The organism is Bradyrhizobium sp. USDA 4532 (assembly GCF_024171315.1).
GTDB classification, from domain to species: domain Bacteria; phylum Pseudomonadota; class Alphaproteobacteria; order Rhizobiales; family Xanthobacteraceae; genus Bradyrhizobium; species Bradyrhizobium australafricanum.
Genome location: NZ_JALJZN010000001.1, coordinates 4,041,999 through 4,061,430, shown reverse-complemented (window position 1 = coordinate 4,061,430; position 19,432 = coordinate 4,041,999). Strand labels below are relative to the sequence as shown.

General features: G+C 59.3%; 13 protein-coding genes and 7 pseudogenes. 15 read left to right on the top strand and 5 right to left on the bottom strand.

The genetic code is table 11. The features are described 5' to 3' along the window. The first annotated feature begins 50 nt into the window (after nt 1-50). From J2R76_RS18755 to J2R76_RS18700, 11 genes and pseudogenes are all read left to right on the top strand, one after another. The gene (locus J2R76_RS18755) at nt 51-584 is read left to right on the top strand and encodes a maturase (RefSeq protein WP_253624526.1); all 534 of its coding nucleotides are present in this window, start codon (nt 51-53) and stop codon (nt 582-584) included. A gap of 238 nt (nt 585-822) precedes the next feature. Beyond that, nucleotides 823-1,221 carry a reverse transcriptase domain-containing protein gene (locus tag J2R76_RS18750; protein ID WP_253624525.1) on the top strand — a complete coding sequence of 133 codons (399 nt, stop codon included), beginning with the start codon at nt 823-825 and terminating at the stop codon, nt 1,219-1,221. Nucleotides 1,222-1,575: 354 nt separating this feature from the next. Next, nucleotides 1,576-2,673: pseudogene (locus tag J2R76_RS18745) on the top strand (IS701 family transposase). 918 nt (nt 2,674-3,591) lie between these two features. Then, nucleotides 3,592-4,485: a 3-keto-5-aminohexanoate cleavage protein gene (locus J2R76_RS18740; RefSeq protein ID WP_253626036.1), complete on the top strand. Its 894-nt coding sequence runs from the start codon at nt 3,592-3,594 to the stop codon at nt 4,483-4,485. Then, on the top strand, nt 4,445-5,968 hold the full coding sequence (locus J2R76_RS18735; RefSeq protein ID WP_309143543.1) for a 3-hydroxyacyl-CoA dehydrogenase NAD-binding domain-containing protein: 1,524 nt from the start codon (nt 4,445-4,447) through the stop codon (nt 5,966-5,968). Before J2R76_RS18740 ends, J2R76_RS18735 begins: the two co-directional genes overlap by 41 nt. Before the next feature lie 387 nt (nt 5,969-6,355). Then, nucleotides 6,356-7,507: a CaiB/BaiF CoA-transferase family protein gene (locus tag J2R76_RS18730; protein ID WP_253624523.1), complete on the top strand. Its 1,152-nt coding sequence runs from the start codon at nt 6,356-6,358 to the stop codon at nt 7,505-7,507. A gap of 382 nt (nt 7,508-7,889) precedes the next feature. Continuing rightward, nucleotides 7,890-9,035 (top strand): CaiB/BaiF CoA-transferase family protein, encoded by a 1,146-nt coding sequence (locus J2R76_RS18725; protein ID WP_253624522.1) that lies wholly within the window; start codon nt 7,890-7,892, stop codon nt 9,033-9,035. Between the two features lie 476 nt (nt 9,036-9,511). Then, entirely contained in the window at nt 9,512-9,973 is a 462-nt protein-coding gene (locus J2R76_RS18720; RefSeq protein ID WP_253624521.1) for an SET domain-containing protein-lysine N-methyltransferase, read from the top strand. A gap of 233 nt (nt 9,974-10,206) precedes the next feature. Then, the gene (locus J2R76_RS41030; RefSeq protein WP_375166504.1) at nt 10,207-10,428 is read left to right on the top strand and encodes a helix-turn-helix domain-containing protein; all 222 of its coding nucleotides are present in this window, start codon (nt 10,207-10,209) and stop codon (nt 10,426-10,428) included. Nucleotides 10,429-10,650: 222 nt separating this feature from the next. After that, nucleotides 10,651-10,881: a transposase gene (locus J2R76_RS18705; RefSeq protein WP_253624520.1), complete on the top strand. Its 231-nt coding sequence runs from the start codon at nt 10,651-10,653 to the stop codon at nt 10,879-10,881. 47 nt (nt 10,882-10,928) lie between these two features. Beyond that, nucleotides 10,929-12,010 (top strand): annotated as a pseudogene (locus J2R76_RS18700) (IS630 family transposase). Here J2R76_RS18700 and J2R76_RS18695 read toward each other — a convergent pair. The 3 genes and pseudogenes from J2R76_RS18695 to J2R76_RS41025 all read right to left on the bottom strand — a co-directional run. Then, a pseudogene (locus J2R76_RS18695) lies at nt 12,010-12,810 on the bottom strand (IS66 family transposase); the annotation flags it as partial. The pseudogenes J2R76_RS18700 and J2R76_RS18695 overlap by 1 nt on opposite strands. Before the next feature lie 148 nt (nt 12,811-12,958). Next, nucleotides 12,959-13,192 (bottom strand): annotated as a pseudogene (locus J2R76_RS18690) (sigma factor-like helix-turn-helix DNA-binding protein); the annotation flags it as partial. A gap of 128 nt (nt 13,193-13,320) precedes the next feature. Next, nucleotides 13,321-13,560, bottom strand: a complete 240-nt coding sequence (locus J2R76_RS41025; protein ID WP_375166575.1) for a transposase — start codon at nt 13,558-13,560, stop codon at nt 13,321-13,323. A 122-nt stretch (nt 13,561-13,682) separates the two neighbouring features. Here J2R76_RS41025 and J2R76_RS18685 point away from each other — a divergent pair. From J2R76_RS18685 to J2R76_RS18675, 3 pseudogenes are all read left to right on the top strand, one after another. Beyond that, nucleotides 13,683-14,158: pseudogene (locus J2R76_RS18685) on the top strand (IS630 family transposase); the annotation flags it as partial. A 181-nt stretch (nt 14,159-14,339) separates the two neighbouring features. Then, nucleotides 14,340-15,350 (top strand): annotated as a pseudogene (locus J2R76_RS18680) (IS630 family transposase). A gap of 251 nt (nt 15,351-15,601) precedes the next feature. Further along, nucleotides 15,602-16,119, top strand: a pseudogene (locus J2R76_RS18675) (IS110 family transposase); the annotation flags it as partial. A 616-nt stretch (nt 16,120-16,735) separates the two neighbouring features. Here J2R76_RS18675 and J2R76_RS18670 read toward each other — a convergent pair. Together J2R76_RS18670 and J2R76_RS18665 are read right to left on the bottom strand one after the other, a co-directional pair. Further along, a complete protein-coding gene (locus tag J2R76_RS18670; protein ID WP_253624519.1) occupies nt 16,736-17,449 on the bottom strand; it encodes an aspartate/glutamate racemase family protein in 714 nt (237 codons plus the stop codon). A 544-nt stretch (nt 17,450-17,993) separates the two neighbouring features. Further along, nucleotides 17,994-18,482: a GNAT family N-acetyltransferase gene (locus tag J2R76_RS18665; RefSeq protein WP_253624518.1), complete on the bottom strand. Its 489-nt coding sequence runs from the start codon at nt 18,480-18,482 to the stop codon at nt 17,994-17,996. 54 nt (nt 18,483-18,536) lie between these two features. Here J2R76_RS18665 and J2R76_RS18660 point away from each other — a divergent pair, with 54 nt between their 5' ends. Then, nucleotides 18,537-19,268: a GNAT family N-acetyltransferase gene (locus J2R76_RS18660; RefSeq protein ID WP_309143569.1), complete on the top strand. Its 732-nt coding sequence runs from the start codon at nt 18,537-18,539 to the stop codon at nt 19,266-19,268. Nucleotides 19,269-19,432 lie beyond the last annotated feature (164 nt).

Below are 19,432 nucleotides of genomic sequence, written 5' to 3'. Positions count from 1 at the left end.
TCCGGATCTGTGAGCGCCTGGGGGTGAAACTCCCCCGGGCGACTCGACTCGTGGGGCGCTTCCAGTTCCAGGACGATGCGCAGAACTTCCAGCGCCAGTTGCAGGAGCGGTTCGCGCAGTTCAATCTGGAGTTGGCCGAGGACAAGACTCGGCTGCTACTCTTTGGACGCTTTGCTGCCACCATGCGGGGCAAGCACGGACAGAGGCCGGAGACATTTGAATTTCTCGGCTTCAAGCATGTCTGTGGGGTGGATCGGAGCGGGCGGTTCGCCCTGATCCGTATCCCCAGCACCAAGAGCTGCAGAAAGTTCCTCGCTCGTACCCGCGAGTGGCTGCTCGAGCATCGGCACTGGAAGAGACGCGAACAGCAACAACACCTAACGGTGATGCTGCGCGGCTTCTACCAGTACTTCGCTCTGCACCACTGCGACCGTAGGCTGAGCTGGATCCGCCTTGAAACCCAGCGACAGTGGAAGCAAGCCCTACAACGCCGTGGCCAACGCCGTCGGCTGAGTTGGGCACAATTGGGCGACTGCCCGTGGTTCGAGCTTCCGTTCGCTCGAAACTTGCATCCGACGGTGTGATGAGGCGCTCTTCGCGAATGTCATCTGGGGAGCCCGGTGCGGGAAATCTGCACGCCGGGTTCTGCTTGAGGAGGCGAGTTCAAGAAGCCATGCCGGCTCGGTGAGGGCACTGACGTGAAAGCGTCAGCAACAGTGAGGCTCCGCAAAGGCTACCGCTTCAAGGCTCGTCTCTACCATCCTTCTCGACCTCTGGTTTGAACGCGTAGTGAAGGGACGGTTGCGGGGCGAAGCCCGACTGGTGCGCTACATCGATGACTTTGTGATCTGTTTCCAATATCGATCGAACGCCATCCGCGTACAGGATGCCTTGCGGCTACGGTTGGGGAAGTTCGGCCTCACTCTGGAGCCGACCAAGACTAAGTTGGTCGAGTTTGGTCGGTTCGCGCAAAGACACGCGGGCAAACGCGGCAGGAACCGCCCGGAAACTATCTACTTCCTGGGTCTGACGCTGTATTGCACGCGAAACCTGAAAGGTAACTTCAAGGTCGGGATGCGCACCGAGAAATCTCGGCTACGGCGCAGCCTTACGTCTCTGCAAGAGCTCATGCAGCGAATACGACATCAAACGATCAGTGAACAGGAGCCTCGTAAAAGTCTATCGGGTCGTCGAGCGTTACTGGCGCAAGATGTTGCGTAGCCGCAGCTGGGCAGGTCGCCGCCTCACTTGGGACGCCTTCCACCAAATCAAAGAGCGGGCACCGTTGCTGAAACGAAAGCTGCGCCTCCCATACGGGAGGCTGCAGGCACTAGCAGTGCTGTGAACCAACTGCCGAAGAGCGTAGTGCGGTAAATCCGCACGCTACGTTCTGTGGGAGCGGGAGGCGGGCGACCGCCTTCCGCGACCCGGTGGCGCTCAGCAATGAGCGTCCCTACCGGGATCAGATGGTCGCGGCCGTTGAGGTTGAGAACCAAGTAATTGAGGAGATTCAATATTTGGCACGCGGAGGGCCAGATGGATCTCGATCAGGGTTGAGACAGCGAGGCACGGTTTGTGGCGTATGTGGCCGGTCACGCGGAGCGGACAAGACCGTTGCGCGACTATTGCACGGGCCTAATGTTGCCCGGTGAACGCAAAAGCGTTGAGCCGATGGCAGCGCGAACGGCTCCGGCACGCACGGCGGCACAACACCAGTCGCTGCTGCACTTCGCCGCCAACGCGGCCTGGTCGGACGAAGACGTGCTGGCCAAGATGCGCGAGACGGTGTTGCCGGCGATCGAGAAGAATGGACCGATCGCGGTGTGGATCATCGACGACACGTCGTTCCCCAAGCAAGGCAAGCATTCGGTCGGCGTGCACCACCAATATTGCGGGTAACTCGGCAAGCAGGCCAATTGCCAGGTCGCAGTGTCGCTGTCGATCGCCAACCACTCTGCCAGCCTGCCGGTCGCCTATCGGCTGTATCTGCCACAGGAGTGGACCAAGGACCGTGCTCGACGGAAGAAGGTGGGCGTTCCGAAGGAGATCAAGTTCAAGACCAAGCCGGAGAACGCGCTGGAGCAGATACGCTGGGCCTGCGAGGCCGGCCTGCCGCGCGGCGTCGGATTGATGAACGCAGCCTACGGCAGGGACGCGCGGCTGCGTTCAGGCATGACGGAGTTGGGCGTACCTTATGTGGCCGGCATCGTGCCGACCATCTTGATGTGGGCCCCTGGCAGCGGCCTGCGGCGGATCGACAAGCCGATGACCAACATCGGCCGGCGCGACGAGCCCGATCTGGTCTCGGCCAAGAAAGTGGCGCTCGGTCTACCGAAGCAGGCCTGGCGCACGGTGAGCTGGCGCGAAGGCTCGGCCGACCGGCTGTCCTCGCGCTTCGCGCGTGTGCGCGTCCGTATCGGGTACAACAAGCTGATCCCCGAGACATTGTCGCCCGAGTGGTTGTTGATTCGAATGGCCAGAGGGCGAAGCAGAGCCGACCAAATACTGGCTCTCCAGCCTGCCGGAGACCGTCAGCTTCGAGCGGCTCGTCGATCTTGCCAAGCTGCGCTGGCGCATCGAGCGCAACTATCAGGACCTCGTTCCGCCGCGCCGGTCCAAGTGCCTCCCTTACCCGAGACTTATCGACCCAGAGGCTCCGCCCGCGCGGCCTGAACGCCATGTCCCGAACTCACTCGCAACCATGCGCCCGCTTGATCAAAGCGCTCATCAAAACCTTGCCACGATGTCTATGCTGCGGCGCTGGCGCAGCATCAAATGGACGTCGACGCCCATGACACAGTAAGACTAGCTAGCAAGTGCTGGGGAGCGGCTCCATGCGGTGAGCGACAAGGAAAGAAACGATGAGGCCGCAAAGCGCCTGTGGGCGCTGATGCTACGACAGCGCGATGGGTTGTGAGCCGTGTAATGGTCGGTCACTGACGGACGATTCACAAGTCGGTACGAGCCCCCAAGTCTACGCCGAAGAGGAAAATCGAACTGATTTGATCGGCGCGGCCGATCATGAGCGACTGGAGCGGCTGGTCGGGAACCGGAACACTAAGCTAATCGAGCAAGCTGGTCTTGGCGCGGATTCTCTTCTCGGCTTTCGGTTGTGATCGGCGTCTCACAGCGAGGCCGAGGAAACGCTGTCAGTCAGATCAACTCGAATCTATTCGGCTAAAGGAAGATGGTGGCAGACAATAGACTGATTGCGGCAACGTCGGCGGTGGTTGGCTATGGGCGCATCATCTTCTAGCAGTGTTCAAGCTCTGCACGAGGCGCGCCACATCACATGAGGCGTCATCTGTCGTCCAAATCGTGTCTGGTTGACTTCGATGATGTCGGAACTCCGACAACCAGCAGTGCGATTCCAACGGCGAGCCGCTCGCTATATATGCTCTCTCCCATTAGGCAAGCCGCTCACGAAATTCCGCGAGCGGCACGCCGTTTGCTACGATGAGGACAACTGCAGCCGTGGTGTTCGCCGAGGCGATGTCGCCGAGAGTTCCCAATAGAACGCGAATGGAAGAACATCATGAGATCAAACTTTCTGGCCCGGCTTGGGATGTGCAAGAAAAAGGGAAGCTCAGGATGATTTCCGAGGTTTTCATTACTTGTGCGGTCACAGGTGGCGGATTCGCCGTACGTAGTCCGCTCGTACCGATAACCCCTGAAGAGATTGCTAATTCGGCTATCGAGGCGGCGCGCGCTGGCGCAGCTGTGGTGCACATCCACGTACGCGATCCTGATACCAAGCGCGGTTCGCGAGATGTCTCGCTCTATCGGGAAGTTGTTGAGCGCATTCGGAACTCCGATGTGAATCCGGTGCTCAACCTAACTGCAGGGATGGGCGGCGATCTTGTGCTCGGGGGGGCGAACTCTCCCCTCCCGCTTGACCCTGCAAAAACAGATATGGCCGGTGCGATCGAGCGGTTGGTGCATGTGGAAGAACTGCGGCCTGAGATCTGCACGCTGGATTGCGGAACGATGAATTGGGGTGCTGGTAGCGACTACATCTTGGTCAATAGCGCGGCGATGTTGCGCGCGATGGCCGTGCGCGTGAAGGAGCTCGGTGTTCGCCCCGAGCTTGAGGTCTTTGATGCAGGCCAGCTTGTTATGGTGAACGATCTTATTGAGGAGGGGCTCATCGATGATCCGGCTCTAATCCAGCTGTGCATGGGGATTCGCTACGGCGCGCCGGACGATCTGACTACGCTGATGGCGCTCGTACATCGGCTTCCGCCTCGCTCTATCTTCTCGGCCTTCTCGATCGGACGGAAGCAGCTTCCATATGTGGCGCTGGCGCCATTGGTGGGTGCGAACGTGCGGGTAGGGTTAGAGGACAACGTGTACCTATCCCGCGGGCGTCTAGCGACCAACGCTGAGCTCGTGCAGCGAGCTGTCGAGATTCTCGAACGAGTTGGCGTCCGGGTGATGGGTCCAGATGATGTACGCGCCAAGCTCGCGCTCAAAGTTCATGCCTGAGAGGTCAAAGACCATGTCTGGAAGGCTACCGCGCGGAGTCGGGCTGCTAGGGGGCGGGGTGATCGGGGGCGGGTGGGCAGCGCGGTTCCTCTTAAATGGAGTGGATGTGCGGCTGTATGGTCCCTCGGCTCGTGCTGTCGAGCGCGTACAGAATATCCTCGCCAATGCGCGGCGGGCATATCGTCGGCTGACGCAGGTCACCCTACCGGCCGAGGGAGCGCTCACAGTGGCGACCTCGGTCGCGGACGCTGTCTACGACGTCGAGCTAGTGCAAGAATCTGCGCCCGAGCGGCTTGAGCTTAAGCGGCAGCTGCTTACGACTGCCAGCCGGGCGGCGGCACGCGACGTCCTAATCTGTTCTTCGACATCCTCGCTTCGCCCGTCATTGCTCCAGGAGGGCACTGATCATCCCGAGCGCGTGTTCGTCGCGCATCCCTTCAACCCAGTCTACCTTCTGCCATTGGTTGAGCTATGTGCCGGGCAGAACACCGCTCCCGAGACGCTGGTGCGGGCTGCCGAGATCTACCGGAAAATTGGAATGCACCCGCTTGTGGTGCGTAAAGAGGTGGACGGCTTCATTGCAAACCGGCTGCAGGAGGCGGTATGGCGCGAGGCGCTATGGTTGGTGCATGACGACCTGGCCACCGTGCAGGAGGTGGATGATGCGGTCTGTTACTCTTTCGGACTCCGCCGGCCGATCATGGGCCCTGTTATGACCTACCGCATGGCCTGCGGCGAGACTGGCATGCGTCAGGCTATGGAGCGATTTGGGCCTTATCTAAAATGGCCGTTGTCGAAACTCACCGACGTGCCCGAACTGACCGACGCATTCCTGGACAAGTTTGCCGAACAGTCGGACGCGCAGGTGAGGACTGACAATATTACCGAGAAGGAGCGCGACGACTGCCTCGTTGCGTTGCTGCAGGGACTGCGGTCACAACGTCACGGAGCGGGTGAGACGCTCGCGCGTTGGGAGCAGGAGCTACCTGACAGAGTCCCCCAGCTCTTCCCAGCCGATTCAAGCCCGCTGCGGTCTCCGACGCAGGAAATTCCGCATGACTGGCTGGACGCTAGCGGCCACATCTCTGAAACCCGCTACCTCCAGCTCTGCATCAATGCCAACAATACTCTGCTCCGTTCCGTCGGCATCGGCCATGAGTACCTCTCTAGGAGAGGCGGGTACGACACGGTCGAAACGCACCTGTCCCGACTCCGGGAATTGTACGCCGGTGATTGTGTCCAGGTGCTCACGCACGTTCTTGCCGCCGACGACAAGAGCCTCCATTTGTTTCACGTGCTGATGCGCGAGGGTGACGAGACGCCGGCGGCCACGGGCGAGCAGATGCTGGTTCACATCGACGTTCCCAGCGGACGCCATGGACCCGTGCAGGGAAACGTGCGTGAGCGCTTGCTGGAGCTTGCGCGACTCCACGCGGAGTTGCCCCGTCCGGAGCGGGTCGGCGCAGGTATCAGGTTGCGCTGAGCCGCGACCTCAATTCGGCATGTCATAATCGCCAAGCCGCCCGGGGAATCGGGGCGCTCACCAGGTTTCGGGAGGTGGCAGGAAATCATTGCGCGCGACGGCCTGCCGCCAAAGCAGGCCCACGCGGTGAACTTCACCAGGCGCTTGGGCCACGCAGCCCAGACGGCTGGCAAATTGGAACGAGCCTGCTCGGTCACGCGCTCGCTAAGAGCTCCAGCCCAGAACCGACCACGCTGCTTCGATGGTAATGTCCGAGTCGTGGGAGCAATCGCGTGTAGCTCGGGCAGCAGGTCTGGCTACAAGATGCTGTCAACGTGTATCCATTGGGAGAGAGTCGTCTCGGTTGACGCAAGCAGCACCTGCACTGAACACAAAGGAAGGATCGAGATGGGCGTGCTGGATGGATTGAAGGTTGTCGAAATGGCGTCGCTTGGGCCTGCCCCGGCATGCGGCATGTTGCTCGCGGATCTCGGCGCAGACGTGATCAACGTGGAGCGTCCGGCCGCCGATGCAGGACGCGCACGACCCGCCGAGATCTACAACCGCGGCAAGCGCTCGATCATCCTGGACTTGAAGAAGCCAGGGGCAATCGATACTGCGCTAAAACTTGTTGAGGGCAGCGATGCGCTGATCGAAGGCATGAGGCCGGGGGTCATGGAGCGCCTCGGTCTGGGTCCTGATGTATGCCTCGCATGCCGCCCATCACTCGTCTACGGCCGCATGACCGGCTGGGGCCAGTACGGACCTCTGATGCGCGCTGCTGGGCATGATGGCAATTATGTTGCTCTATCCGGCGCGCTATGGCTCGCCACGGCATCCGGCCAGCGGCCGGAGCCGCCGCCAAGTCTGCTGGGCGACATGGCAGGTGGGGCGCTCTATCTTGCCATAGGCGTTGTCGCTGGCGTCCTGCGCGCGCGCAAGGACGGGCGTGGTCAGGTCGTGGACGCCGCCATGGTCGACGGATCCGCGCATTTGCTCAACCTGTTGCTCTCGATCATCCCTAGCCGAGTCTACAAGACCGGAAAGCCGGCGTCGGACGGCCAACCCTTTGCACGCTCCTATCGCTGCTCTGATGGCGAATGGGTCAATATCTGCGCCATCGAGCCACAGTTTTACGCCGAACTCATCAAACGGCTCGGCCTCGACGGTGAGGAGCGCTTCGTCGGTGGCCTGATGAACGCTGAGGTGTGGCCCGATCTGACAGATCAACTCGCGAGAGTGTTCGCGAGCAAGACACGCAGTGAATGGTGCAAACTGCTGGAGGGCACCGATGCCTGTTTCGCGCCAGTGCTGAGTCCGCCGGAGGCTGCCGTCCACCCGCACAACGTCGCGCGCGGCGTGTATGCGATTGTCGACGGCATCTTGCAGGCTGGCCCGGCGCCCCGCTTCTCGGCCACACCTTCTAACGAGTTGAGTCATGTGCCCGTGCGCGGAGCCCATACGCGCGAAGTGCTTTCTAAGCTCAAGCTCACCCCTCAGCAGATCAAGCAACTGACGAAATCGGGTGCGCTGGGTCCGCCTCGATTCGCCGCGGAGTGATGATGACGCACATGAGTGTCAGGCGGGCACGCGAGTCTTGAAGACGGACGGAACGCAAGTGACTGCTCTAGGACCCTCAAATGTGCGTCCTGTACTTATGCGCTGATCTATGGTTTCGATCATCGGCAGCTGGCGATACAGGTATCGCGCTATTGGCTCCTAACAAACAGTAAAGGTCACCTAGCAATCCAAAATTGTCGATCAACGCCGACCAAAGTACACGAGAGCGGAATCCCATCGTGTCGGCCTATCGGGCTTGAATTTGTTTGTTATTGGCGAGGTGATGTTTGTCAGGAATGCCTCTTAACCGCGCAAGGTTCGCTGTTCTGATATCGACAAGCTTAAATATTCGGATAGCCGTCTAGCGCGGAAGGAGTCATCGATGGGTGTTCTCGACGGAATGAAGGTAGTCGAAATGGGATCGCTTGGGCCTGTTCAGATGTGCGGCATGTTGCTAGCCGATCTCGGCGCCGACGTCATCGTCGTGGAGCGTTCTGCTACCGATGCTGATCGTCCGAGACCCTCGGAAATCTACAATCGTGGAAAGCGCTCGATCGCTGTGGACCTTAACAAGCCCGGAACAGTCGATACCATATTGAAGGTTACCGAAAGAGCCGACGCGCTGATCGAAGGCATGGGGCCGGGCATGATGGAGCGGCTCGGGTTGGGCCCCGATGTTTGCCTCGTACGTCACCCGTCGCTCGTCTATGGCCGCGTCTCCGGCTTTGGCCACGACGGGCCCTTGTCACGCGCTCCGGGATTCGACAGCACCTTCATCTCTCTTTCCGGCGCGCTGTGGCTTGCCAGCCAACCTGGAGAGCGGCCCGATGCGCCACTCACGCTCCTGGGTGACGTCGGCGGCGGTGCGCTCTATCTCGCGCTCGGAGTGTTGGCTGGCGTCCTGCGCGCGAGAGAGGACAAACGCGGCCAAGTAGTGGAGGCTGCGATAGTCGACGGCTCCGCGAGCTTGCTCAATCTGATGCTCGCGGTCGTTCCGAGCTGCGACGGAAGGTTCGAGTACATCAGGTCGAACGGTTACGGCAGGCACTTCGTCCGCTCCTATCGCTGCTCCGACGGCGAGTGGATTCGTGTCGAGTCCGTTGAACCGAAGTTCTACACCGAATTAATAAAGCGTCTTGGCCTCAACCACGATGAGCGCTTCGTCAATGGGCAAAATAATCGCGAGTCCTGGTCGGCTCTCTCGGTGGAGCTCGATGCCCTGTTCGCGACCAAGACGCGCGCCCAGTGGCGAGAATTGCTGGAAGGCACCGATGCCTGTTTCGGTCCGGTGCTAAGTCCACCGGAGGCGGCTGTCCACCCGCATAACGTCGCGCGGGCCGTGTATACGACCGTCGATGGCATCCTGCAGGCTGCACCAGCGCCTCGCTTTTCGGCCACACCGTCGGTCGCGCCGACCCATGTGCCAGTTCGCGGCGCCCATACAAGCGAAGTGCTTTCCGAAATCGACCTCGCTGCGCAGCAAATCGAGCAATTCGCGAAGCAAGGCGAACTGCGAGAGACGAATTAGCGAATTGTCCAACGGGGTCCTGACCTTCACTGCTCGTTACTGAACCGGCCCGACGCCAAGAACAACTTTGACTTCGAATCGTGGAACGTGGTGAATTGGCCACTGACCTTCTGGATCGGGAGAATGGCTGTCTCTCGGCATCATCAATAGATGCCGGCGGCCCCTTTCTTTGACGGCTAGGCTGCAAAGAGGCGGGGCCATCTTTGTAGGTAGGTAGCAGGCGCTTGGGGATCAGCTATGTTCGCTCGCCAACGTGGAGGTATTTAAATGAGACGCTCGAGATTCGTCCAGACTGGAGAAGACGCGCCCGATTGTCGGCGTTACCCATTGTACTGGCCTCAGCAGGAAAGGTGCGGCGATGTTGGTTAGTGGGCGTGGTGGAAGACGTAGTGGGATGGTGTATCTCGATTTGGCCGAAGCCACCGGTGATAGTTGCTCGAATACCAGCATTCTAAAGTCCGAAAGAGATAAACACAGTGAAGGAATGGTCAACACTCGGCGCCGAAAAGGCACACATGATGGTCGGGAAGGTCTTTGATCGCAGCAACACTATGTATGTGAAAACTGTGTCACGAAAGGGTCGAGGCGTATTTGCAAACATTTCATTCAAGGTTGGAGATGTAATTGAGCGCGCTCCAACCTGGGGATTTGATTATGCTCAAGCCCAGCTGCTCGATCGCACAGGGATCTTCGAGTACTACTTCGTGCGGCATGATCGGCATCTCAAAGGAGACCCTCTGATAGGTTACGTTGTTTTCGGGTTGATCTCGATAGTGAATCACTCGTCGGATCCGAATACACAAATAGTATGGACCGATGAAGCGGCGGGCGCGTGGGCGAGCATTGTGGCGATAAAGGACATAAAGGTGGACGAGGAAATAACTCACAGGTATACGAATGCTTCCGCTTATCCTCATGCTGTCGACTTCGTTGACTAGACCGAGACCATCGACCGAGTACACCTAGTGTCCCGAGTCACTAGTTCGCAATCGTAGATTCGCATTGGATTCGCGTCGCTGTGCCAGAGATGGCGACTGCAGCAGCGACGGAGGATCTGATGGCGGCTCGGTAACTTGCTGCCCTGATATTGAGCGATGATGAGCGTATTGGACTACGGTCGCTGACGATGCGTCAGAAGACAGCGCAGGCGCCCGCTCTGAGAGCCCGGATCGTGCTGACCTACGCGGAAAGCGGTCAGAACAACGAAGTGGCGGCGCAGCTGGGGCTGGGCCGGCAGACCGTGGGCAAGTGGCGGCGGCGTTTTGTCGAGCGGCGCTTGGCCGGGCTGCACGACGAGCCGCGTTCCGGGGCGCCGCGCACGATTGACGATGTCCGCATCGAAGCTGTGATCGTGCGGAGGCTGGAGAACTGCCCCGAGAACGCCACCCATTAGAGTTCTCGCGATATGGCGAAGGCCAGCGGCCTGTCGGTGTCGACGGTGAACCCATCTGGCGGGCCTTTGGGCTCCAGCCGCACCGGCTGGAGACGTTCAGGCTCCCGACCGATCCAAGCTTCGAGGCCAAGGCGCGCGACGTCGTGGGCCTCTATGTCTCACCGCCGGAGCATGCCATCGTTCTGTGTGTGGATGAGAAGTCCCAAATCCAGGCGTCGCAGCATGATTGCGGATGTTGTTGACGCATTGCGGGCTTGGGTTCGGCGCCGTCGTTGGTACGATGATGTCAAGGCAGAGATCGTGGCGAAATCCTACGCGCCATGCGCAGTGATGTTGGAGGTCGCTCGTCAGCACGAGATCTCGCCGCAGCAACTTTCGGCCAGGGCGGCCCGCGACGGCTTGTTGAAGCTGCCGGAGGGCACCGAGCCGGCGGCGACGAGGCCCTCCATTTGAATCCCGGAAGGGATTCCGTCGGAGCCGATAGCATGCGACTCTGGCGCATGCGCACCGGTATTTCCATCAAGGTTAGCCTGTCTGATCGCCACCGGCTGGAGGCGCTCTTGCGGGATCGCAATGCCCCACAGAAGCAGGTTTGGCGGGCCGAGATTGTGTTGTTGAGCGCCGCCGGGGTCGGCACCAACGAGATCCGGCGGCGGACCGGCAAGTCCAAGACCTGCGTCTGGCGCTGGCAGGAGCGCTTCATGCAGGAAGGCTTCGACGGCCTTCTGCGCGACAAGACGCGCCCCTCGCGTATTGCGCCGCTCGGAACGGAAGTTGCGGCACGCGTGGTGGCTCTCACGCAAACCGATCCGCCAGCCGAGACCACTCACTGGACCGCAACCATGATGGCGAAGGCGGCCGGTATCAGCGCCAGCTCGGTGCAGCGCATCTGGCGCGCACACGGGCTGCAACCGCATCGTGTCCGGCAGTTCAAGCTCTCCAATGATCCCAACTTCGTCGACAAGCTGCATGACGTGGTCGGGCTTTATGTCGATCCACCTGAGCATGCCATCGTGCTCTCGGTCGACGAGAAGAGCCAAATCCAGGCGCTCGACCGCACCCAGCCGGGCCTGCCGCCGAAGAAGGGGCGCGCCGCCACCATGACGCACGATTACAAGCGCAACGGCACCACCACGCTGTTCGCCGCCTTCGACGTCCTCGAAGGCAAGGTCATCGGGCGCTGCATGCAGAAGCATCGGCATCAGGAGTTTATCCGCTTCCTCAACCAGATCGAGACGCAAGTTCCCGCCAACAAGGCCGTCCACGTTATCCTCGACAACTATGCGACCCATAAGCACCCGAAGGTCCGCAAATGGCTCGATCGCCATCCGCGCTTCACCTTCCATTTCACACCCACCTCGTCCTCGTGGCTCAACGCCGTCGAGGGTTTCTTCGCGAACTCTCACGGCGACGACGCCTCAAGCGCGGCGTCTTCCGATCCGTCCGCGAGCTCAAGGCCGCCATCAACCGTTTCCTCGACGAGGCTAACAATGACCCGAAACCCTTCACATGGACCGCAGACCCCGACAAAATCGTCGCCGCCGTCAAACGAGGGCATCAACTGTTAGATTCGATCCACTAGCATGGCACGATGCCGCGATAGCCGTCGAGCAGCTTGAGCGCGTGGACCACGCCACGACCGGGGGCATAAGTGTAGGCCACTGCCGGCGGGTCGGCCCTGCCCCACGGCCGATCGTCGCGCGCGATCGCCCAGAAGAAGCCCTTCTTGGTGCGGCCGCGACCGGGATCCAGCACCGGTGCCGTGGTTTCGTCGACCGCGATCTTGCCCGCGGTCAGGATGATCTCGTGCAGCCGCAGCCAGAGAGGATGAAGCTCCGCGGCCGCATAGCCTACCTAGAACGCAAGCACCGCGCGCTTGATGTCGATGCCCTGCGCAAGCAGCATCTGAGCCTGCCGATAGAGCGGCAGATGCCAGGCATATTTGGCGACCAGCACATAGGCGACCATCGCCTCGGTCGGCAGCCCACCCTTGATCAGCCGCTCTGGCGCCGGTGCCTGAACCACGCCATCCGTGCAAGCCCCGGCAGGCATACTTGGGACGATGCGTGACGATCACGCGGAACTGCGCCGGGACGACGTCGAGCCGCTTGGACGTTTCCTCGCCGATCACATGCATCGGCGCGCGGCAGCACGGGCAATTGGTATCTTCCGGAGCGATCGTCACGTCGATGTGCGGCAGATGGGCCGGAAGCGCGCCACGATCGGCGCGTCGCTTATCAGCGCGCTTGCGTGCGCGCGCAGGGTCCTTCTTGTCCTCAGTCGCCTCGTTGGCTGCAACGGCCTGCTCGATGTCCTCGATTGTCAGCAGCAGTGTTCCGGATCGAGCTTCTCCGAGCGGCGGCCTAACTGCGCGCGTTGCATCATGGCGGAGCTGCTCGCGTACCAGCGTGGCGGGGCCGTCAGCACTTTTACGGAAGGCCACCGGAACGAAGAGCGGCGCCTCCTTGCATATTTCACTGATGGTGAGCAGCGATTTCGCGCGATCATGAGCGCCGAATTCAGACGATCGTGAGCAGCCCGCTCCGGCCGAGGCGGTGAAAAGCAGCAGCTCCAGGTCTTCGTCGGTCATTCCGGCCGGCAACGGCCAGTTCAGCCCGGCAGCCCCGGCTCGGCGCAGATAGCTGTGCACGGCGCCGTTGCTGATGCCCAGGGTGCGCGCGATGGCTCGCTCCGGCAAGCCTTGAACATGTTTTAAGCGGAGAACCTCTTTGATCCGGCGCATCGACAATCTCTGGGTGGGCATCGGCCTTCCTCGTTCACTGACGAGGCAGTTCCTAAGCCGGTTGAGTTGTCGGCCGAAGCGGGCTGAGCTGCTGAAAACTTGCTCACGATCCCGCGAAATCCGTGCTCACGATCGTCTGAAATCTCTGCTCACGATCCCCTGAAATCCGTGCTCACGATCCCGCGAAACATGCACCTCCTCGATCGGCAGGCGGAGCAGGCCGGAACGCGCTGCCTTACGCCACACGAAAAGATGTTGCGGCGAGATACCGGCCGGCGCGCCACCCCCGACACGATCGCGCCCGGCGCATAGGACTCCGCCACGATCCGCCCCTTGACCTCATCGCTCCACCGACGACGACGTCCGCACCGACCTGAATATCCAGCCAGCCACGCGGCTTCGAAGCGTCAACTATATGGTCAACCATATATGCGAAGCGTACTGTATCTGATGGCTCGTATCTTGCCGGTCAGCTCGCTCCCGACAAGGTGGGGACAGAGAATCGCTTACGCTGGACCGCAGTCAGCCGATGTTGCCGATGCGTCCCGGTCAGCCGGCCCGAAGGAGCCATGACTACAAAAGGCACGGCACCATATCGCTGTTCGCCGCTCTCGACATCGCGACCGGACGGGTCATCGGCAAATGCTACGGACGGCACCGTGCTGCCGAGTTCCGCAAGTTCCTCGACGAGATCGAAACCGCCGTGCCGCGTGAACTCGACGTCCATCTCGTCATAGATGACTACGCCACGCACAAGACCCCGCTGATCCGGCGATGGCTGGAAGGCTGCGTTGACATGTGCACCTGACCCCGACCAGTTCGCCATGGCTCAATCAGGTCGAGCGCTTCTTCGCGCTCCTCACCGATAAGAAGATTAGCGCGGTCTATCGCAGCGTCGCCGCCGCCGCCCTCAGGGCCGACATCACTTCGTTCATCGACGGACATAACGCCGATCCCAAGCCTTTCCGATGGACCAAATCCGCATGACATCCTTGCAATCCATCGAGCTGCTTCTGCCGATACAATGCCCAGACAGAACTCGACGCGATGTTGAAAACGTCTGGTTCAGGACACTAGTGTTCTGTCCCGTTAGTTCGTAGCATAATAATTGCAAGTGTTTCGGGTGTCCCGATCGAAGGAGGTACCCGATGCGCACCGACCGAAGGCGATGCTGACGATTTTCCGGCGACGAACGCACGCAGCTCGCGGCCATAACACGATCGCGGTCGCTCCCTGCAGCGTTGACGCTGCGAGCAAAGATCGTGCTTGCCTGCGAACGTGAGCCGAACAACGCCCTCGTGGCGACGCGGCTTGGTGTCGGTCCACATACGATCGGCAAATGGCGCAATCGCTTCATCGCAAATCGCATCGAGGGTCTCTACGACGAGATGCGTACCGACAGGCAGGCCCCGCACCGTTGAGGATGAGGCTGTGGCCGAGCTGATCGCCAAAACGCTCGCTCGCAAGCTCAAAGCCGCAACCCATTGGAGCGTGCGCGCCGTCGCCCAAGAGACGGGAATTGCCAAAAGCACCTCTCGACCGATCCCTTCTTTGTCGAGAAGTTGCGTGACGTCGTCGGGCTCTATCTCAATCCGCCTGACAAAGCTGTCGTGCTTTGCGTTGACGAGAAGAGCCAAATTCAGGCCCTCGAACGCACCCAGCCCATGCTTCCTATGGGACTCGGCTACATCGAGGGGGGCACCCACGACTACCAGCGTCATGGCACGACCACCCTGTTCGCCGCCCTCAACGTGCTCGACGGCGAAATCATCGCTCAATGCAAACCCCGCCATCGTCACCAGGAGTTCCTCGCCTTCCTGCGTTACATCGAAGGTAACGTGCCGGACCAACTGGACATCCATCTCGCCGTCGACAACTACGCCACCCACAAGCATCCCAAGGTCAGGGCCTGGCTTGCCCGCCGGCCGCGTTGGTACATTCACTTCACGCCAACCTACGCCTCCTGGCTCAATCAGGTCGAACGCTTCTTCGCGCTCATCACCCAACGCGCCATTCGGCGAGCATCGTTCGAGTCCACCACCGACCTTATCACAAAATCGACCGCCTTATCCGCACCCACAATGCAAATTCACGTCCCTTCGTTCGGACTGCTACCGCGGATTCCATCCTCCAGAAACTCGCCCGACTTTGTCGACGAATTTCTGGGACAGAACACTAGGAGGGGGCGTCCCTTTGATCGCGACCGTGATCTGCTTTGAATGATCGTCCTTTGTCGAGTTCATGGCTCTTTCCGCGGTCGGATTTCCCGGACGCACCATGGCATCAGAGCGGCCGCGGAGTATCATCATAAGCGGGATTCTGCTCCGGCGGGATAGGTGCGTATGTCCACCTCATGAGGTGACCCGCCCTAGACTGCGCGTCCGGGGGCTCGGGCAGACCGAGCAGATCCTCGTCACAGCAGGACGAACCGTGCCGGATTATAGCGAAGCATTCGTCGGAATCGATGTGGCCAAGCTGAGAAACACCATCGCAAAAGGCGGAGGCAGGCCGCGAGGGAGAAGCTCTCTTCTTCGGCGAGGTCGACGATTTTGCAACCAAAGCGGGTGTCATCATTGCGCGGATCGCCAACCCGTTTGACCGCATCCACTTCTGTTACGAAGCCGGCCCAACTGGCTATGGTTTTTATCGTCTGAATCGGTCGCTCGGCCACGAGTGCTTGGTGGTGGCGCCATCGCTGATCCCAAGGAAGCCTGGGATCGGGTGAAGACGAACCGCCGGGACGCCATTTGTCTCGTGCGGCTGCTCCGCGCCGGCGAGCTAACGGCCGTGTGGGTTCCCGATGAAGGTCACACAAGCGATGCGCGATCTCGTTCGCGCCCGATCGGTTGAGACGCTGCGAATCCACCGGCTGCAGGCGAGCGCCTTTATGCTGTACCTATCCCCGCAAGAAGGGCTGGACGATGCGCTATTTGATCGCGCTACAAGAAATGTCGAAACTGTTCGCATCGCAGCTTGTGGCCGGCAAGAGTGCCGACTCGCGTTCTAAGATAGGAGCAAACCTCGGACGCACAATCGGGAATGCGGTAGCAGATCAGCGCATCAGAGCTTGATCACCGACGTCGTTGTTCCGCCCCCAACCTATGTGCGCCTCTCTATGAACAGCTGATCGACGATCGGACGATGGTCTGCGTTCTAATCCTTGACAGCGGACATCAGAGCATCCCTGCCGGATCACGCTGTCGGACCTCAGTGGTCTATGCAGACCCATACACCGCGTGACCTGCCAACAAACTTTTACTCATCGGCAGTTAGAGTCCCGGATTTTGTGTAGCGAGACCGAAGTTTGAACCACCCAAACATTAGAGTTTGCGCTCCTCCATTCCATCCCGTCGGTTCAGATCGTATGGAGGATGGCAGCCATTTTACGCGTGGCGGCGATTTTGGTCTTTTTTCGCGGCTCGTTTAGCCAGTCAACGCTTCAACAGCAATCCGCGCTGGGTTACTGCAACACGTTGGCCGCCTCGAATAGGAGGGCGGGCAAGCGCACCCCCTCGTTACGGTCCAGGCGTCGGCTGCGAATGCGGTTGAATCTTCAATGACATGCTAAGCTTCTTTTCGTGCAGATTCTGGGATTGAGATGTTATATCGGCTCATCAATAGATTCGCATTGGTCACGGCATCGTACACCGGCAGCTGTGTCTGCTTGCGCACTTCCTGCGTCGCTATTGGAAATCCCGCGCATTCAAATAAGATGGCCTCGACGTCATCATATCGCTTACGCATAAATGCGATTGCGGCCTGTAGATCTTTCGACACCTGCGGAGTCGTATAGTTATTTTCGGGCCCCGACATGATTTCCCATGTCTCGGAATACTCGATGCCAGCGACCGCTATTCGATCGCGCGACTCAATACCTGCACATTTTAGCAGATCGGACGTCAGAGGTCTTGAGTCGAACGTTAAGATGCCGACGCGTCCTTTGACGGTCGCCATGAGATACGGGAGGAGCAGCAAAGAAGACATCGAAACTGGCACTGAGAGGGCTTGCGTCATTGCCTTCTGGTACTTGACGGTAAATCCGCAATTGCTCGTGATCGCGACTGCGCCATCACTCACCAACTCCTTTGCGGCGCTTATGAACGCGGCTTCCAATTTTTTGTCCTCACCGCCAAGAACGACATTCTTGGTCCAAGCGCCTGGAACTTGACGGAAAATTGTTGGAAATGAAAAAGTGGCGGGATTGCTGAGCGATCCGGCCATCGTCTGTGGTACATTCTGTAACTGCAATATGCCAAGTGCGCCGCCGTTATGCGTCATTTTCGGATCTGACTTCCGCAAAATCCCAATTCATTCGCTTTCGGTGTACGTGCAGCGTGGAAGCAACATTGATGCCTCCGCACGTTTTTGGAGGTTATCAGAGCTCGCTCGCCAGCGCAATTCGGCTCCGACCTTGATCAACCGGACACTCCAGCTCCTATTCTCGAACCTTAGACTTGAATCTAGCCAATATATATAAGGGCTTGGATAGCAGAAAATTCTGCCCCAGATGGGCTTAGTGTGAAGCTTCCTTGTTATCGCTCTTCGATCCACGCCCTCAAGCCATGCGGAGCCGTGACATTCCTGATGTTCTGCGCAACATGTGGCGTCGATATTCATCGAGTGCTGCTCGGTCGCCGCAAGGCTTGGTCCTGTGCGATGCGGCCCCATCTAATAGGCATACCCCGATCGCACAAGCGTAAGGCGGGCGTCAAACCGGAAGGGACAGCTACGCGGTTGTAGAACTCAGCGGAGTTCGAAACGAAGGCCGAGTCTTCGCCATTTTGGATGCCAACCGCGGCAGGCGTCTTCGGGATGGATCGTCTCATCGCAATTTTTTCCAGAACCATGCGACGTTCTGCCATTCACCATGAACACGTGCGACTTCATGAAATACCGCGACGCATCGAAAGTGGGAGTTAACACTTTTTATACTTCCGATATTCCTTTCATACGCATTTGAAACTAGTAATCGCAATCCCAGACCAGAAGCGGCTTCAATCAGATATGTAAGCATGAGGCCGCCTAGTCCTTTTCCTCGATGATTCTCATCAATGTAGCGTGATATTTCGGCCACGCCTGTATACTCCGGGCGCACGGAAAACTTACTCAAAGAGCACCAGCCTATCACTGTACGACGTTCAATTTCATAGACGAACACAGGATAGGGATCTTGGTGTTCTCTAAGCCATGCGACGCGGTCGCTGCGAGTATCTGGAGTAATCTGATTTATAGCAAAGACGCCCGGCTTCATTGCCTGATTGTAGATCTTTACGATGTCATCGGCATCGGTAATAGTTGCGCGTCGAAACATTTGTCTGACTGGTCCGCTTTCGTTTACGTCTGCGCGCCGAGCGCTTTTAGGGGTATGCGCTTAGGGTCCACTGAAGCACGGTCATGCCTGCAATTTTGGTTCTATTCGTCCTTGGCGTTCGGAAAGCCGGTTGCGCCGAGAGTGCGGAGACGCGCGGGTCTGTGCTCAACAAGTCGAACAGACCACAGTCGGATATGTCCCCACAAGCTACCGCCTCTAGTAGCTTGCCGCGAGCTTCGGCGACCAGCAATGAGACAGCTGTTGCGAGATGAGATCGGAGGACGTCTGATGTCATACCAAGTGCACCGATTGCAAACCGGCGACCTTCCGACCGTGACAGCGATCTATAACGCAGCATGTCGTGCAAGGGAATCAACGCATGGAATGCGGCCCTGGAGCGTCGAGGAAATGGAAGGATTTCTATTTGGGTCGGCCCCGTCACTCGAGTCCTATGTTTGCGTGGACCACGGCAGTGTGGTCGGCTGGACGGCATTCACTCCGTACCGCGTCAGGGAAGACGTTAGGCATACAGTCGAGATGTCGACCCATGTTCAAGAATCGGTCCGTCGTAGGGGAATAGGCTCCGCGCTTGCGCGCACCCTTCTAGATCGATCGAGGAACCTTGATTTGCACTGCATTTTGACAATGACGTTTAAAGATAGGCCCGAGGTTCTTTCTTTCGTAAAGAAATGTGGATTCTTAGGCGCCGGGTGCCTTCCAGAGGTCTTCTCAGAGGGTGGGAAGCATTATGACATTTTGGTTTTTGAAAAGCTTATAGTGGCCTGAGCCGACCACCACGTTCTGTGAGAGATAATGCGTCCTCCCCAAAGGTCGCGGATCTGTTTGGGGAGTAATTCGATGGCGAGTGGGAATGTGACTGTGTCCATTCGAACTGCAACTGACCTGCCCCTGAGTATTTCCTCCAGATGGAGCTAGAGTCCGGCCTGAGC

Coding starts and splice junctions, on each gene's coding strand:
- J2R76_RS18740 (WP_253626036.1), top strand. CDS start 3,592: ATGATTTCCGAGGTTTTCATTACTTGTGCGGTCACAGGTGGCGGATTC.
- J2R76_RS18735 (WP_309143543.1), top strand. CDS start 4,445: ATGATGTACGCGCCAAGCTCGCGCTCAAAGTTCATGCCTGAGAGGTCA.
- J2R76_RS18730 (WP_253624523.1), top strand. CDS start 6,356: ATGGGCGTGCTGGATGGATTGAAGGTTGTCGAAATGGCGTCGCTTGGG.
- J2R76_RS18725 (WP_253624522.1), top strand. CDS start 7,890: ATGGGTGTTCTCGACGGAATGAAGGTAGTCGAAATGGGATCGCTTGGG.
- J2R76_RS18705 (WP_253624520.1), top strand. CDS start 10,651: ATGATTGCGGATGTTGTTGACGCATTGCGGGCTTGGGTTCGGCGCCGT.
- J2R76_RS18670 (WP_253624519.1), bottom strand. CDS start 17,449: ATGACGCATAACGGCGGCGCACTTGGCATATTGCAGTTACAGAATGTA.
- J2R76_RS18665 (WP_253624518.1), bottom strand. CDS start 18,482: ATGTTTCGACGCGCAACTATTACCGATGCCGATGACATCGTAAAGATC.
- J2R76_RS18660 (WP_309143569.1), top strand. CDS start 18,537: ATGCGCTTAGGGTCCACTGAAGCACGGTCATGCCTGCAATTTTGGTTC.